The organism is Sulfurovum lithotrophicum, assembly GCF_000987835.1.
GTDB lineage: Bacteria > Campylobacterota > Campylobacteria > Campylobacterales > Sulfurovaceae > Sulfurovum > Sulfurovum lithotrophicum.
The window spans coordinates 1,129,986-1,146,381 of the sequence record NZ_CP011308.1 but is presented as its reverse complement, the minus strand read 5'-3'; the positions used below and the strand labels follow the sequence as shown (position 1 = coordinate 1,146,381).

At 40.4% G+C, this 16,396-nt stretch carries 16 protein-coding genes and 1 tRNA gene; 7 read left to right on the top strand and 10 right to left on the bottom strand.

What is annotated here, in order from left to right; all coding sequences use genetic code 11:
• Position 1 precedes the first annotated feature (1 nt).
• Together YH65_RS05615 and YH65_RS05610 are read right to left on the bottom strand one after the other, a co-directional pair.
• Positions 2 to 610 carry a class I SAM-dependent DNA methyltransferase gene (locus tag YH65_RS05615; RefSeq protein ID WP_046551012.1) on the bottom strand — a complete coding sequence of 203 codons (609 nt, stop codon included), beginning with the start codon at positions 608 to 610 and terminating at the stop codon, positions 2 to 4.
• Between the two features lie 57 nt (positions 611 to 667).
• Positions 668 to 1,321 carry a TetR/AcrR family transcriptional regulator gene (locus YH65_RS05610; RefSeq protein WP_046551011.1) on the bottom strand — a complete coding sequence of 218 codons (654 nt, stop codon included), beginning with the start codon at positions 1,319 to 1,321 and terminating at the stop codon, positions 668 to 670.
• 767 nt (positions 1,322 to 2,088) lie between these two features.
• Between YH65_RS05610 and YH65_RS05605 the strand changes: the two genes are divergently transcribed.
• Positions 2,089 to 3,687: a phosphoethanolamine transferase gene (locus YH65_RS05605; RefSeq protein WP_046551010.1), complete on the top strand. Its 1,599-nt coding sequence runs from the start codon at positions 2,089 to 2,091 to the stop codon at positions 3,685 to 3,687.
• A gap of 84 nt (positions 3,688 to 3,771) precedes the next feature.
• Here YH65_RS05605 and YH65_RS05600 read toward each other — a convergent pair whose 3' ends face one another.
• The 5 genes from YH65_RS05600 to YH65_RS05580 form a co-directional block, all read right to left on the bottom strand.
• On the bottom strand, positions 3,772 to 5,703 hold the full coding sequence (locus YH65_RS05600) for an LTA synthase family protein (RefSeq protein WP_046552049.1): 1,932 nt from the start codon (positions 5,701 to 5,703) through the stop codon (positions 3,772 to 3,774).
• A 77-nt stretch (positions 5,704 to 5,780) separates the two neighbouring features.
• Positions 5,781 to 7,829, bottom strand: a complete 2,049-nt coding sequence (locus YH65_RS05595; protein WP_046551009.1) for a bifunctional DedA family/phosphatase PAP2 family protein — start codon at positions 7,827 to 7,829, stop codon at positions 5,781 to 5,783.
• 185 nt (positions 7,830 to 8,014) lie between these two features.
• Positions 8,015 to 8,446, bottom strand: a complete 432-nt coding sequence (locus YH65_RS05590) for a serine acetyltransferase domain-containing protein (protein WP_046551008.1) — start codon at positions 8,444 to 8,446, stop codon at positions 8,015 to 8,017.
• A gap of 25 nt (positions 8,447 to 8,471) precedes the next feature.
• Positions 8,472 to 9,101: a hypothetical protein gene (locus YH65_RS11230; RefSeq protein ID WP_052746100.1), complete on the bottom strand. Its 630-nt coding sequence runs from the start codon at positions 9,099 to 9,101 to the stop codon at positions 8,472 to 8,474.
• Between the two features lie 69 nt (positions 9,102 to 9,170).
• Positions 9,171 to 9,935, bottom strand: a complete 765-nt coding sequence (locus YH65_RS05580; RefSeq protein ID WP_046551007.1) for a hypothetical protein — start codon at positions 9,933 to 9,935, stop codon at positions 9,171 to 9,173.
• 85 nt (positions 9,936 to 10,020) lie between these two features.
• Between YH65_RS05580 and YH65_RS05575 the strand changes: the two genes are divergently transcribed.
• The gene (locus YH65_RS05575) at positions 10,021 to 11,046 is read left to right on the top strand and encodes an aldo/keto reductase (RefSeq protein ID WP_046551006.1); all 1,026 of its coding nucleotides are present in this window, start codon (positions 10,021 to 10,023) and stop codon (positions 11,044 to 11,046) included.
• Between the two features lie 139 nt (positions 11,047 to 11,185).
• Complete coding sequence (locus tag YH65_RS05570; protein ID WP_046551005.1) at positions 11,186 to 12,355, top strand: type IV pilus twitching motility protein PilT; 1,170 nt, start codon at positions 11,186 to 11,188, stop codon at positions 12,353 to 12,355.
• An 86-nt stretch (positions 12,356 to 12,441) separates the two neighbouring features.
• Here YH65_RS05570 and YH65_RS05565 read toward each other — a convergent pair whose 3' ends face one another.
• Complete coding sequence (locus YH65_RS05565; RefSeq protein ID WP_046551004.1) at positions 12,442 to 13,815, bottom strand: DEAD/DEAH box helicase; 1,374 nt, start codon at positions 13,813 to 13,815, stop codon at positions 12,442 to 12,444.
• Between the two features lie 215 nt (positions 13,816 to 14,030).
• Positions 14,031 to 14,948, bottom strand: coding sequence for a manganese-dependent inorganic pyrophosphatase (locus YH65_RS05560; RefSeq protein WP_046551003.1), 918 nt, complete (start codon positions 14,946 to 14,948; stop codon positions 14,031 to 14,033).
• A 126-nt stretch (positions 14,949 to 15,074) separates the two neighbouring features.
• On the opposite strand from YH65_RS05560, the gene YH65_RS05555 reads away from it, so the two are divergent.
• Positions 15,075 to 15,150, top strand: a tRNA-Arg gene (locus YH65_RS05555).
• 15 nt (positions 15,151 to 15,165) lie between these two features.
• Here YH65_RS05555 and YH65_RS05550 read toward each other — a convergent pair.
• On the bottom strand, positions 15,166 to 15,588 hold the full coding sequence (locus YH65_RS05550; RefSeq protein ID WP_046551002.1) for a thioredoxin family protein: 423 nt from the start codon (positions 15,586 to 15,588) through the stop codon (positions 15,166 to 15,168).
• Positions 15,589 to 15,709: 121 nt separating this feature from the next.
• Here YH65_RS05550 and YH65_RS05545 point away from each other — a divergent pair, with 121 nt between their 5' ends.
• Genes YH65_RS05545 through YH65_RS05535 form a run of 3 tightly spaced genes read left to right on the top strand, consistent with a single transcriptional unit; the run spans position 15,710 to position 16,394 of the window.
• On the top strand, positions 15,710 to 15,919 hold the full coding sequence (locus tag YH65_RS05545; RefSeq protein WP_046551001.1) for a hypothetical protein: 210 nt from the start codon (positions 15,710 to 15,712) through the stop codon (positions 15,917 to 15,919).
• A gap of 15 nt (positions 15,920 to 15,934) precedes the next feature.
• Positions 15,935 to 16,141, top strand: coding sequence for a hypothetical protein (locus YH65_RS05540; RefSeq protein ID WP_046551000.1), 207 nt, complete (start codon positions 15,935 to 15,937; stop codon positions 16,139 to 16,141).
• Positions 16,142 to 16,166: 25 nt separating this feature from the next.
• A complete protein-coding gene (locus tag YH65_RS05535) occupies positions 16,167 to 16,394 on the top strand; it encodes a hypothetical protein (protein WP_046550999.1) in 228 nt (75 codons plus the stop codon).
• The last annotated feature ends 2 nt before the right edge of the window (positions 16,395 to 16,396 follow it).

The window sequence follows — 16,396 nt, the reverse complement described above, 5'->3', positions numbered from 1 at the left end:
ACTATTTCACAGCAGTCATTAAAAAGACAGTAAAGTCACGGTGTGGTTTGTTGATCGTATTGGCCAGATCAAAGCGGATATCTTTAAATCCGGCCTCTTTGGCGATCTTTTCGAGTGCCTGTCTGTCAAAACCATGATGAAAGACACCGGTGTTGTCACTGTGAAAGCTGCCATCCTCACTGTCAAGATCGGCTATGGCAATGAAACCACCCTCATTGAGCATATCGTAGAACTTGGAGAAGAGGGCCTTTTGATCTTCAACATGATGAATGGTCATGGAGGAGATGATACCGTCAAATTTTCTTTCGAGCGTATCGATACTGAGGTCTTTTTCAACCACCTCGATCTCACAACCGAACTCGTCACACTTTTTCGTGAACTCAAGAAGCATGGAAGGGGAATTGTCTACCGCTACGATTCTGCCTACATGAGGTGCAACAAAGTAACTCAACAATCCTGTTCCTGCACCAAAGTCCATGATCTCCATAGAAGGGGAGAGTTCTATATTATTTACTATTAAATTTGCAATACCTTTGGCATTCTGTACTCTTTTCGAGTTCATATCCCATGATTTTGACTTGTGTGCGAAGTGATCTATTTTGTTTTCCATGTTTAATATTCCTTAATATAATAATATCTGTAATTATTGATATTATTTAGTATTTATCTAAAAAAGCGTCTCTTGTTTCTCTATTTTAATGTTATCCCAGAAGAAATCAACATGTTTTTCAAACAGAGATACCACTGAAGAGGTCGATTTTTTATCTAATTTTAGCAAAGAAACCTGCATCTGATAGAAGAACAGGGGAGAAAAGAACTCATTTGCCAACAAAAGGGGGTCTGAGGACTCGATCATCCCATCCTGCATCATCGCAAAGAAGAAACCGGAGAGCTTTTTGACGTTCTCCTGGTAGAAATGCTCGTTATATATCTCCCGTATACGCTCGTTACGGTAGATCTCCTGCATCAAAAGCTTTAAAAGCGCCTCATTTTGGCTGTCAAAGCCTATAAGCTTAAAGGTAGTGGCAAGGTTCATGAGAAGTGATTTCCCTTGTTTATGGAGCTCCTGGCCCTCTTTATCGTCAAATAAAGTAACAATGGCTGACGAGGTCAGGTTGCTTATAAGTGTTTCCAGTATCTCGTCTTTGTTCTTGAAGTGGTTATAGAGCGCACTCTGCTTCACTCCCATCGCCCCTGCTATATCTCTTACCGTTGTTGCCTTGTACCCTTTAGATGAAAAGAGTTTCAGGGCATTCTTCAGTATTTTCTCTTTAGTCCTTCCCCCTTTGGATAGGGGAGTTTTAACGCTCTGCTCGTTCATTACGGCTCCTTTGACGATATTATAATGAACAATTGTTCATATGTCAAGAGTGGACTACAAATATAAGTGAACATTTGTTCTCTTATATCTTTTTGGATATTATTCTTTATGAACAATTGTTCATATATTTATATCCATTAATAATTATTTATGAACATTTGTTCCTTAAATTGTCTCTGCTGCCCAGAAATACGCTATCTATTGGATCGGTATTGTAAATATAGAGATATCATTAGGGGAAGAGGTAATTATTATATTTATTAGTATTAATTCTCCTCGGTTTTGATCCTTTTTTACACACCAGAAGGAACAAATAGCAATATTAAATAGTATAAAATCTATCACTTTACTGTTCGTTTTTGAATTTTCAATATACATGAATGATGTACACCATATTAGAAATTACATTTACTCAAAAAAGGCAGATACTGAATAATTGAAAAAATGATTAAAACAAGTTTCTTACTTATGACAAAAATTTCAGATGGATTATTGTTGATCTGATAAATGTGCAAAATATACAATAGGTTAGATTTTATCTATTATTGATATTATTTTTATATTTTAGTGAAAATAGTACTTTTTAAATTCATCTTTTCTCTTGCATATTTATATGAGGAAGTAGAGAGTTACATTTTTAATAGAATTTATATTATGTTAATCAATTGGTATTTTTTATCATATATTCTTTCTTGATCACGACAACCATTCTTTTCATTTTAAAAATGTATAATGCTGATGGATGATCATTATAACAAGGATATGATATTAGACAGTTATCTCAGCAAAAACTCATTGTATTTACGAGTATATTTTTAGTCGTCTTTGACAATTATGCATTTTTTAGCAAAACATTAAAAGTTTATCCTTTCAGTTTAGGCAATATCGGATTTTTATTATCCCTGGTTGTCGTATTAACATCATTGATAGTTTTCCTATTTGCATTGGTAAGTTCCAAATATACTACAAAGCCGATCATCATTATTGTTTTGCTCATATCGTCATTTACAAGCTACTTTATGAACAGCTATCATGTGGTTATCAATGATGAGATGATACGAAATATCATTCAAACAAATTTAAATGAATCCATGGATCTGTTAAGTGTCAAACTGGTTTTGTACTTTTTATTTCTTGGTGCTCTACCCTCCTATATTGTGTATAGAACAAATATACAATACAAAGGGTTTAAAAATGAAATGTGGTCTAAAATTAAAGTAATGGGTATCTCACTACTGCTTATTCTTGTGTGTATATTTTTATTCAGTAAGCACTATACCTCATTTTTCAGGGAGCATAAACCACTCAGATACTCTACAAACCCTATATATTGGGTATATAGCACAGGTGTCTATCTGCATCAATCATTCAATAGTGGTCCGGTTATTATAAAACCTATTGGTACAGATGCGAAGATCATAGAAACTGACAGCAATGAAAAGCATAAAGAACTGGTCATTATGGTCGTAGGAGAAGCTGCACGGGCTGACCATTTTTCTTTAAACGGATACCAAAGAGAGACCAATCCGTTATTGAAAAAAGAAGATATCATCAATTTTCCCAATATGTATTCATGCGGAACCAGTACAGCAGAGTCCGTCCCCTGCATGTTCTCCGTTTTTGACAAAGCTGATTACAGTTACAAGAAAAGTATATCGACTGAAAATGTTTTAGATGTATTGAATCATACAGGTGAAGTAGATATTTTATGGCGGGATAATAATTCTGACAGTAAAGGGGTAGCACTAAGGGTTCCTTACGAAGACTATAAAATACCCAAAAACAATAGTATCTGTGAGAATGGTGAGTGTAGAGATGAAGGAATGCTGATAGGACTTGATCAATATATTGCAAAACATAAAGGAAAGGATATTTTGATCATACTGCATCAAATGGGGAATCATGGTCCGGCATATTATAAAAGATATCCAAAAGAATTTGAAAAATTCATTCCGGTATGCAAAACCAACGAGTTGGGAGAGTGCAGCAAAAAAGAGATAACAAATGCATATGATAATGCGATTTTATATACAGATTATTTTTTATCAAAGGTAATCAAGTTGTTAAAAAAATATGACAATTCATACAATACAGCCATGATATATATGAGTGATCATGGCGAGAGTTTGGGAGAACATGGTGTGTATCTCCATGGCCTGCCCTACTTTATGGCTCCTGAAGCCCAAACGCATATTGCTTCTTTGATGTGGTTTGGTAAGAATATGAAGAAGGAGATAAATATAGACAAGATAAAGAGTCGGAAAAATAAAAAATATTCGCAAGATAATCTTTTTCATTCACTGTTGGGTATTTTTGAAGTAAAAACAGATATCTATAAACAAAAAGAGGACATTTTTCATGAGTAGTTATAGGTTTATCATTTTTGTTTCATTTTTAATATCTACAAGAATATTTTTACAGGGTATTATCATCAAGTATCGCTTATCGTTCTATTTTTTACCAAATACTCTTAGCAGGTTATGCTTATACAGATAACTCACACTCTGATAGTAGGTAACCGTATCGTTTGCATCTTCCTCTGATGGTTTTTCTTCAGCATATTCCACACTGTAGAGTGTCTGTTTCTTCACTTTGTAATTCTGTACTGTTTTGTCCGGCGAGAGTACGGTCAGGGTATTGTTTCTGAAAAGCCCCAGTTTTTGGTAGTTGCCTATGAATGCCCTTTCCCTGTGGTCCGGTCTTAAAATATCATCTCCATAAAATTTGGCCTCATAGCTCTGTCCGAGGATCCCCAAAAGCGTAGGTACGATATCTACCTGTGAAGCAAGCTTGCTGACAACTTTCGGCTTGATAAGTTTTGGTGCATAGATAAAAAGTGGTATCTTGTAGCGCCATACCGGTAGTGCTGTTTTGCCCGCACTTCCCCCGTTGTGGTCTGCAACGACTACGAAGATCGTATTGTCAAACCATGGTTTTTTGGATGCCTCTTTAAAAAATTTATCAATGGCATAATCGGTGTATTTTACCCCGCCGCTGCGTCCTGTATGGGAAGGAATGTCGATCTTGCCATCAGGATAGGTATAGGGTCTGTGGTTCGAGGTGGTCATGACAAAACTGAAAAAAGGTTTCTGTTCCGCAAAAGATTTGTCTGCCTCTTTGCTGACCTTGTTCAGAAGATCTTCATCACAGACACCCCATACATTGGAGAATGTCACTTCATTATCCTTGAAATCAAATCTGTCCACCACTTCAAACCCGTTATTGGAAAAAAAGTAGTTCATATTGTCAAAGTAACCGTGACCAGCATAGATAAATTTATTTTCATAGCCCAGGTTTTGAAAGACAAAACCTGCAGAGTTCATGTGCTGGCAATCGGGTCTTTTAACAATACTTCTACCTGGTGTCGGTGGCAGAGAGAGCGTGACCGCTTCCATACCCCTGACTGTTCTTGTACCTGTCGCATACAGATTGTTGAAAAAGAGTGATTTTTTCGCCAATGCATCCAGGTGCGGGGTCAGCCCTCTTTTGTCACCGAACGCTCCAAGGTATTCCGCACTGAGACTCTCCACCATGATCAGGACGATATTGTAACGATGTGCCGGTCCGTCATTGTTAACCACTCTGGTAATATCATGGATATCGTTCGTTTTAAAGGTCGCATTCTCTCTTTGTAGAAGAACATGCAGGCGTCTGAACACACTTTCATTATCCAGTGTTTTGTAAAATTCATCATAGTCCAGTTCATTGTGTCTGAAGGCACTGAAAAGTGAATAGAAACCATTCTTTGCCAACTCCTGGTCGAACTTGTTCGGAACATTTTCTGTCAGAGTCTGCTTGTCCAGGAATACAAAGAAAAGCAGCGGCAGTGCAAGATAGATACTCCCAATTTTCAGTCGTTTAGAAAACGGCATGTCACATTGAAATGCAGCCTTGTGCAGGTCACTCTTTTTATGGTTGACATAGAAGATCCCTCCCGTAATGAGCAGAATGATCACTACAAGAAGCGGTATAGGGTATGATTCCAGAATATTATGTATCACTTCATGTGTATAGACCAGATAATCCACCGCGATGAAGTTAAAACGTTTCCCAAATTCTTCCCAGAAAAAATATTCACTGAAACCATTGAACACCACCGTATAGATCACAGCAAAATAGATCAGCAGACTGATGATCTTGTGAAGGGTTGAGTTGAAGATCTTCCGGGGCACGATAATAAGATAGGTAACAAATGGTATCAGATAGTAGGAAACAGCTACGAAATCATAGAATACCCCTATGAAAAAGACTTTTATCAGCTCAACAATACCCGTATCTGCCTGATCATAAGTCATTGCCAGTAACACGATCCTTGTAATGAAACTTACAAAAATGAAAACAGCAATGAAGTTGGCTGCAAACCTGAACCTTCCTTTATTCATTTGATAGACTCCTGCCATTCGTTTTTCCTATACTATCATACTCTGAAAATGAAAACCTTATATTCGTACGTATCCAATCAGTTAAATGATTTTATCCTATTTTTCCAAAAAGACAACATCTCTGCCTTTCCATCACTAAAATAGGAATGTCCGAAGAGATTTTCTTTGATAAAAGGTTCATTTATCTGAACGGGTTTATCCCTTTTGACATGAGCCTTTACTTGAAGGTCTTTCACTACAAAATCCCTGGCATGGTCAAGATCTTTTATGAAAACCGGTATGATACCCCAGTATTTACCAGTGATGGCATTGGCACCGGCAACATATATCTGCTTGCCTTTATAGAATGCATCTGTATCCCATATTCTCAATATATACAGTCTGTTTTCTTTCTTCATATGTAAACTGCATATCGGCTCTTTTGCCTGCCAGAAGAGAGGGATACCGAGTTTTTTATCAGTGTTCAAATTTTTCCAGCCGGCTTTTTTCAAGACAGGACAAATCTCTTCTTTGTGCTTTGCTGCCATGATGATATTTATCGGCTGGGAGTCGAGGCCGAAGATATTTTGGGCAAATCTGTTGGAACTTTTGTTAAATAACGTTTTTAGGCTGTCTAGTTTAACTGTTTTTGTTGCGGGATGGATGGCAGGTTTATAATGAAAATTCAAACCAAATAACAGATAAAGACCTACTGCTATGGACGCCACTGTGATACTGATCGTTTTTGCTTTTCCAAATGGATTTTTCTGAGTAAAATTTTTTTTGTAAGTAAGCCAGTGAAGCAAGGCAATAGCCGTGATCACCCACAATGTACCTATCAGGTATCCGCTATAGATATCACTGATATAATGCTCTCCCAGGTAAATACGGCTTAAGCCTATCAGCAGAATCAATATCGTTGTGCCAAAAAATATATTGACCTTTGTTTTTAAAGTGTGTGCATACCGTATGAGCAAATATCCTAAAAATCCATAAAAAGCTACTGCAAGTGTAGCGTGTCCACTTGGAAATGAATAGGAAGATTCAAAATAAAGTGCTGTTTCCGGCCGTGGGCGGTGGAAAGCAAGTTTACCAAGAGACATGAAAATGGCTGATCCTCCAAGAGAAAGATAGAGTGCAACAAGGTCATTATATTTTTTATACAAAAGCAAAATAACAGTAGCCGCTGCAAGAAAAAGTACTAAGATCTCTTTCATACCAAGATAGGTGATCCAGGTAAAGAAAGTGGTCATCTCCGGTGTTCTCCAGCCCACCATGAGATTTGCAACGATATGATCCACGTAGACGATCGGATCCTGGGTGAGGAAATCTTCGACAATACCTGCAAAAAGTGCCAAAACCGATATAAATGCCACACTAAGCAGTGTAAGAGGAAGTCCGTAAAATGTAGTTTGGTCAAAACGGCTTTTGATGAATGCTGTGGATTTTGGATGGGTCTTTATTATTCCTGATACAAAAGGATTTTGCAAAAAAGAGTGCCATAATGAAAGAAGTATTATTTTCGCTGAGTGTGCATTGTGTACGATAAACTGTTTTAAAATATAGAGCAAAATCAAAAGAAAAATGAGTATAGCAAGGACAGTAACCGTACGGCTCAGCCATACCTGTGCAAGGGCAAGTGATGCAGAGAAAAGGTAGCCTATACCTATAAACTCCAGACTCCAGCCGACAGCTCCAAAGAAATCCCAAAAAAGAAATTTGCTTCTCTGCATTTTCAAAGAGCCTGCAAGAAAAGGTACACTCTCTTTTAATCCGGGTAAAAAACGGGCTAGAAAAACAGATTTTGATCCATGTGTATTGAGAAACTTATGTGCTCCACTGAGCTGCTCATTGGAAAAAGGTATCCATGATTTGCCCAATAATGCAGTACCGTAATGTTTACCGATGTGATAGTTGGTGATATCCCCCAGATAAGCACCCACTACTGCAGATAACAACAATGTGGAAATATCAAAATATCCTTGTCCGGCCAGGACTCCAAGAAAAAGCAGGAATGTTGAACCGGGCAATAAAAAACCCAAACCGATCAGCGTCTCACCGAATGCTGCAAAGAAGGCCACCCACACTGCATAATGTTGAAAATGTTCAACAAAAGGTAAAATGGAATGATTCAGTATATCTGTCATTTGATTGATCCGTGTGGTAGGTTTAGATTTATTATAGGCAATATAGATGAAATTAAAATGAAAGCTTCTTTTATCCTCATGTTATTTTTCAGAGTACATGGTACAAGATCTTAAGAGAAAAATTGTACTTTATCGTAAGGATTCAGGAGTATTTTTTATTATGTCAAAGACAGACCGATCGGACTCTATCCGATCAGCTGACTGTTGAGTTTGGCAATAGCATGTAAATGATTTAACATGCTTTTGTCCAAAGAGCTTTTTCTAATCTTCGATGCCATACTGACCAGGTAGTCGTATGAGTCCAGTTGTATCTCTTTTCTGTGCAGCACCATGGTACTGAGATGTTCCATGATCTCATCATGCGAGAGGACAGAGCTAAGGTTTTCAACCATTTGTGTTAAATGTTCTTCATCATCACCTACCGAAGAAGCAGCGATCTCTTCCGCAGCATCTTCATCCAGCCCTCTTTTATGGAGGATGGATGCAATGCTGTTGGAGAGTTTTTTGGCTGAGTTAAGTCTTGTCTGTATGTTGTTCTGAAATTCTACTGCGAGTAGAGGGTTCAGGGCCAATACAGAGACAAGTATTGTTACACCTATGAAATTATGTCTGTTCATGCTATCTCTCCAAGTTATTGTTTGATTAATGTGTCTGGATCTTACCGGCGCCCTGCTTCATTCCCATACCGCATTTTCCGCTGCCGCATTTCATTTTCATACCTTTGCCCTGACCCATTCTTTTTTTCATCATTTTGCCTTGCATACCATGCATCGTATTCTTGTTAGCAAGCAGGAAAAGAAGCTGGTCTTTGGTCAAAATGTCTTTGGTCTTTTCAATACAGTTCAGATGCACCATTGTCGCCTCTGCCTCCATAGAAGCAAGTTTGTCCACTTTCTCTTTGAGGTCAGCAGCCTTTGTACCGGAAGTACTTGCCTGTACGATCTCTTTTTTAAGTGCCATGACTTCAGGTTTGAGTCTCATGACGGCACCCATGGTCTCTTTTCTGACCGCTGTCAGCTTCTCTTTCTGCTCTGCAGTCAATCCGAAAGCCACATTGTCCCAATTCATCATTACATTTTTTGTCAAATGCGGAAGACCATGCTTTATGAGAAAGGGAGAGTTCATTTTCTTTCTCATCATTTTCTGTTTCATTTCCATCATGCTGCCCTGCTTCATACATTTACAGTCGTATTTCATCCCGGCTCCTATCATACCCGGTCCTGCAAAAAGTATGGAGAGTGTTGCTATCGATGCTAGTGCTATTTTTTTCATATTTTTTCCCTTGAAATAAAATGTTATCAATTTTACTTGTCTATAGTAAACAGTATGTTAATACCCTGCTCACAAAAAGAGCTCCCAGAATTCAGCAAACTCTTGTTCAAACTCTTTCAGTCTGAACTCCAGGCTTTCTTTGATGATTTCACTTTTACACAGCAGGAAAAAGACTCTTGGTGAATAGGGTTTGTGTTTGATGGCAAGAACGTGATGGTACTCCTTCTTCAGACTGTTAAGCAGCACATTTATCTGCTCATAATGCGGAAAACAGCGTCCCAGGTGCTGGTAGACAATGCACACTTCAAGATACGGCAGTCTGTAAAAGTAGCTGATCTCGTCGGCAAAGATATATTTATGCGGGTAAACCTTCTGCGTATAGTGCGAGAGTGTCAGGAATTCAAAGGCATGCTCTGCTCTTTTGCATTTAAGTGCCATACCATTATCGGGTGCGACAGCGACTATCTGTGACCTGCTTGAAAATGTCAATGCCCTGTTGAGCCACAAATAGCGGTCTTCAAGCGCTTTGGGTACTTTGTCATAGAAAAAACGGGCATGTTTCAACAGCTTGAGCTTTTCAAGTTCCACTACCTCACGTTTGTTACGCATCAGAATACCCATCAGTGACTCCTCCAGATACTCGTCACTGCCCATCATTCTTTCAAAATAGTCGATATGCTTTCCATCATTGTTCATTTCACCTTCACCTTCATGCATGAACCATATCTGGGAAAGTGTTTTCCCTGACATCGGACTCTTCTCATGATCAAAAAGGTACCGGAAAAGCTGGAATTTCCCGAAATCGCCTACATCTGCCACATAACGGTCCTGCATCCATAGGCTCCTTTCTCTGGAATAAATTACTATTATTATACCATTAAGATGTGATAGAATTAGAAAAACATTCAGGAGTACACAAATGCAGTACAGATATATAGGAAGAACCGGACTGCGTGTCTCACCTATCTGCATGGGGACGATGACCTTCGGTACACAATGCGACAAAAAAGAAGCCTTCATGATCATGGACAAAGCCTATGATCACGGAGTGAACTTCTATGATACCGCAGAGCTCTATCCTGTTCCACCTGAAGCCAAACTGGCCGGAATCACTGAGCAGTGGGTAGGAGAGTGGATGCAGACAAAGCCCCGGGAGTCCATCATACTGGCAACTAAAGTTGCCGGCGCCGCCAGCGGATGGTTTGTTCCTCCTATTCGTCACGGACTGACTGCGATAGACCGTTTTCACATAGAACGTGCAGTTGAAGGCAGTCTGAAAAGACTGGGTACCGATTACATCGATCTTTACCAGATGCACTGGCCCGACACAATCGTACCCATTGAAGAGTCGCTTGAAGCGTTCGACAGGCTGGTAAAAGCCGGAAAGGTTCGTTACATCGGCACATCCAATGACACGGCTTACGGTACATCCAAAGCCCTAATGACCTCACAGTACAAAAATTTGGCACGCTTTGAATCGATACAGAACAATTTTTCCCTGCTTAACCGGCGCTTTCTCGATGAACTATCAACGCTTTGCGAAAAGGAGCAGGTATCCCTTCTGCCCTACTCCCCCCTGGCCGGAGGTGTACTCAGTGGGAAATACAATCAGGTGATGAAGCCCGAAGAGGCCAAAGGAAGGTTCTCTGATTACCTGAAGTCGCCCAATCAGCGGCAGCGTGCCATGGCACAACGGTTCATGAATGACCGGACACTCGCTTCGACACAACAATACCTCAAGATCGCCACAGAGGCAGGTCTGCACCCTGTCACCCTTGCTACAGCATGGTCAAAACAGTTCGACTTTGTAGCGTCGACCATTATCGGCGCTACCCATACGGAGCAACTTGATGCCTCACTGGCTGCCATGAACTTAACGCTCGGTGATGATGTGCTGCGTGCCTGCGACAGTGTACATGAAAAGATACTTTATCCTATGGGATAGAAATCTGTATGTTGTGGCAGAGTTCTTTTTCTACACTATATTATGATTATGAAGTAAATGTATCACTTTCGCTATGGGGTTGCATTATATAATATGAAAAGTGTATAATAGAATTATATTAGTTTAAAAGGGAGATAAAATGGCGGTAGACATGACTACAGCGATGGAAAAACTGAACAGTTGGTTAAATATGCTGATTGAAGTGGAAGGTGCAGACCTTCATATTAAAACGGACAGTTCTATTCGGGCACGTGTGAAAGATGATATTGTCATGCTCTCAACTGAAGAACCTACAGCGGAAATGATGGATGGTATCATCAGGGGGCTGAGTAGTAAAGATTATGAGGATTTTCTGGAGACTAAAGAGTATGACGGGGCCTATTCACTTGATGATGATCACCGTTTCAGGGTTAACATTTTCATGCATATCGGAGGCACTGCCATTTCTATGAGACTTATTCCTCCCCAGATCAGGACTATTGAAGAATTAAATCTTCCTTCCTCACTACACAAACTCTCGGAACTACGGCGTGGATTGGTCCTTGTTACCGGTACGACAGGTAGTGGTAAATCAACCACTCTGGCTAGTATTATTGAAGAGATCAACAGGAAATATCCTTACCATATCATTACTATTGAAGATCCGATAGAGTATATCCATAAAGACAAAAAATGTATCATTGAACAGCGTGAACTTGGTTTGCATACACGAAGCTTCTCCCGTGCTCTGCGTGCTGCCATGAGAGAGGATCCGGATGTCATCGTCGTCGGTGAAATACGAGATATGGCTACGGCGGAGAGTATTCTCCAGGCAGTCAATACAGGACACCTTGTTTTCTCGACTATCCATACACTCGATGCAAGAGAAACCATAGACAGACTGATCGCCATTTTCCCTACCTCAGAACAGAACAGAGTTAGAGATACACTGGCAGCCACACTTGAAGCCGTCATTTCTCAGCGTCTGATCCTCGGAGCAGACGAGGACACGATGATTCCCGCTGCGGAAGTACTGTTTAAAAGTCCACAGATCCAGGAACTAATCAGGGCCAAACGTGACCATGAAATTCCAGATGCCCTTGAAAAAGAGAATATCAGTTATGAGTCTCAAACCTTCAATCGTGCACTCTTTGAACTGGCGCTCAATGGCAAGATTACAGAGAAGCAGGCCTTCGAATATGCATCATCACCTGCCGACTTGAAATTGATGTTCACTTTGAGTCCGGAATATGAAGAGAAAGTTCATCGTAATGAGAAAGTAAAAGAAGTATGGCTAAAAGAAGATGCTGAAGAAAAAGAAGAGAAGTAGCCTTCTCTTCCCAAAAACGTAAATTGAGAATATACGCCATTAAAGATCTTCTCATTTCATTTCTGTAGACTTATACAGCATTTTTACTATCTTCTTCTTTGCCTGTTCGGATTCGTATCCCGCTTTTCCAGTTTGTCCAGTTTTGCCTGAATATCGTTACCTATCTGGGCTGCAGCACTGTTTTTGCTGTTTGCTTTTTTGGCGGAATTCTCTTTATGCTGTCTGTTTGATGCATTGGCATTCCTAGACCTGTTGCGTCCGTTTCCACCTCCTCGTTTCTGTCCACCGCCTCTTCCGTTCTGAATGGGTTCCGCTTTAATGTTCGGGTCTGGAGTGAAAGCCTCTATATGTACTTTTTTAATCTCTGATTTTATGAACTTCTCTATGTCGAAAAGCAGTTTGTGTTCATCCACACATACCAGAGAAACGGCTTCACCACTTTGCCCTGCCCGTCCTGTACGTCCGATACGGTGAACATAGTCCTCCGGCACGTTCGGTAGTTCATAATTGACTACATGCGGCAGCTGATCGATATCTATACCCCTGGCGGCAATATCCGTGGCCACCAGCACACGGATATCGTTGGCCTTGAAGGAGGCAAGCGCTTTTGTTCTTGCACCCTGGCTTTTGTTACCGTGAATGGCTGCGGCGGAGATGCCTGCTTCTTCAAGCTGTTTCGTCAGCCTGTTCGCACCATGCTTGGTACGCGTAAAAACGAGAACCTGTCTCCAGTCCTTAGTTTTGATGAGTTGCGAAAGCAGCTCTCTTTTGCGTGATTTATCCACAAAGTGGACAACCTGGCTGATCTGCTCTGCGGTGGTGTTCTCTCTTGCCACTTCTACAAGCACAGGGTTTTTTAAAAGTCCTGAAGCCAGCTTTTTAATCTCGGGAGAGAATGTTGCAGAGAAGAGCAGTGTCTGTCTTTGCTTTGGCATCATCTTCATCAGTTTTTTAATGTCATGAATGAAACCCATATCAAGCATTCTGTCTGCTTCGTCGAGGACAAGTGTCTCCAACGCAGAGAAATCTATGCCCTGCTGACCTGCAATGTCCAGAAGCCTTCCCGGTGTTGCAATAACAATGTCGACACCTTTACGTATGGTCGCCAATTGTGGATTTATCCCCACACCGCCAAAGATGACCGTAGAGCTGTACTTCATGTACTTTCCGTAAGTTTTGATGCTCTCTGCTACCTGTGCGGCAAGTTCACGTGTAGGTGTCAGTACCAGTACACGTATCTGTTTTTTACCCATTTTTGGGTGTGTTTCTGAAAGTCTCTCAAGCAGAGGTAGGGTAAAACCTGCGGTTTTTCCCGTACCGGTCTGCGCCGCGGCAAGGACATCCTTGCCTTCTATGACTACAGGTATTGCCTGCTTCTGAATGGGTGTTGGAGAGGTGTAGCCCTGATCTTTGATTGCTTTGAGAAGGGATTCGTTTAATCCCAGGTTTGTAAATGACATAAATATCCTAATGTATATCTCTTGTTAGAGAGTAGTTCCGAGCCTACCGTATTGGTAAATAGGTCGGTCTTAGGCTGAGTTGTTTGTGTGTTGTGCCACCCGAAGTATGGGTTTAAAAAGAAAGTCGTTGACCGATATACGCTTAAATTGTCCGGCATTATAGCGTAATTATCGGTAATGTGGTGTTAACTTTTTGAAAACACCTCTTTTTCGTGTTAAAACTGCTCTTCAAGGAAAGGAATGATCTGTTTTTTACGGCTCATAACGCCTTTGAGCCAGACTTCGCCGTTCTCGAGTTTCACATTGAAAGCATTTTCGATCTTTTCAGGCTCATCACTGACGACCAGCAGCTGTGATCCTTCCTGCATGATGTCAGTAAGCAGAAGCAGAACTGAGTGTCTGCCACCCTCTTCTTTCAGCTTCTTCATATCGTCCATCAGGTCTGCTTTCATGTTGTCGAACACAGAAAGGTCAACCACTTCAAGTTGTCCTACACCAATGAGATTGCCACCCATGTTGAAGTCCTTGAAGTCTCTTGTCACCAATGCTCTTGGTGTTGCACCCAGTACATTGGACTTGACGGTGAACATTTCCATACCTATTGCTTTGTAATCCTCTATCCCGGCGATCTGGGCAAGCTCTTTACAAGCCTTGGTGTCTTCTTTGGTACAGGTAGGTGACTTGAAGATGACCGTGTCACTGAGAATGGCACACATCATGATCCCGGCAAGGTTTTTGGGTATCTCCACATCATAATAGTCGAACATCTGCTTGACGATAGTATTGGAACAACCGATAGGTCGTACCCACATCTCAAGCGGTGTATTGGTTGTAAGGTCACCGAGCTTATGATGGTCCACGATTCCGAGAATGGTCGCTTCATCGATGTCTTTCGGGCTTTGGGAACGTTCCATGAAGTCTATCAGGTAGACCTTCTCTCCTGCATAGGATGTTTTGAGTTCTGGTGCTTCAAAACCGAATTTCTCAAGTATCCACTTCGTTTCAGGGTTGATCTCCCCCTGTCGTGTCGGTACACAATCCTCACCAAGCTGATTTTTGAGGTATGAAAGTGATATCGCTCCGACGATGGAGTCCGAGTCTGGTGTTGTATGTCCAAAAATATAGGTAGCCATATTATATCCTGTAAATTTTTTCGTAATTATAGCTTATTAGGTTGAGAAAGCCAAAAGTTATCCGCCTGCAAGTAAAAACTTTGGAAAATCAAAAAATCTTTTGCTATAATGCCGTCTGTACTATCTGTCCTCGTCGCTTAACCGGATAAAGCAGGGCCCTCCTAAGGCCTAGCTGGGGGTTCGAGTCCTCCCGGGGACACCACTACTGGAAACTGTTTTACCTATACAGCTCGTCACGTGTTTTAAGCGATTCCTTCAGATCATTCAAAAAACATTTCTTTCCTATATAGCCGACATTTTCATATACACTTTTTTCAGAATTCTGGTCTATATAAAAAGTTGAAGGGAAAAAGTCTTCTTTAAAAACATTTGGATACCTGTCATTTTTGTCAATAATCAATGTCACATAATTTTTGAGCGCCTCTTTCACCTCAGGTTCGACAAGGGTTCCGTACACCATTTTGTCGCACCATCTGCATCCTTTTTTCACGATCACCATCACCAGCATTTTCTTTTCAGATCTGGCTTTTTTGAGTGCCGCGGCAAAGTTATTCTCTACGCCCAATTTTTCGGCTGCTTCTTTTGCATCTGTTGCGAACAGTGTACCTATAAACAGTACTGATATCAAAAACAGTTTCAAGAGATCTCCTTGTGGTTCGATATATCGAGTGATATAATACCTTAAATTTATTACTGTACCAATATATAAACCATTAATGTAAAAGTGATAGAATGTCACTGTAAATCATAAGGAAAGTAACATGACACCACAAGAAAAAGAGATGGAAATGATGAAGTCTGAGATCACTAAAGAGATCAGAGGTATATTCAAAACCAACATGAAGATCTTTGACTGGGATATTCCCGAAAATGACGACAGGAAATCCGCAGAACTGATCATCAATGTAATGCAGGAAGCCATTGACGGGCTCAAAAAAGAAATATCTGATGGAACATACGACCAATATTAAAAAAAGGAAAAAAATATGAGCGAAAGTAATTTGAAACATTTGGAAAGAATCAAGGAAAATATCAATAAATCTAATGCCTTGAGTGAAGAAGAGAAAAGCAACTCTATGAAACATATCGAGGAGTGGTATGCCGAAGACCAGGCATGGGGTACATTCATCAATGAACTGGCAAAGATATCTCCAAAGGTCGAAGCGATACTTGCCGAACTCGGCCTGATCTAAACACACTGAAACAGAAGGATAAAAAATGATGGAATTTATGAAAAAAGCGATGGACTGGGTGCTTGAAAAAGAGCAGGATGCGGCAAAAGACTGCCATGCCAATCCTGATGATATTGAAAAACAGATCAAGCTGATAGAAGAAAAAAAATCCATTCTGGAAAAGAAATATCAGGATGATATCGGAGAATTTGAACATATACTCAATCGTCTGCATGCCATCAAGGCCCAGAGCCTGAAGTGTAAGACCAAATAGCC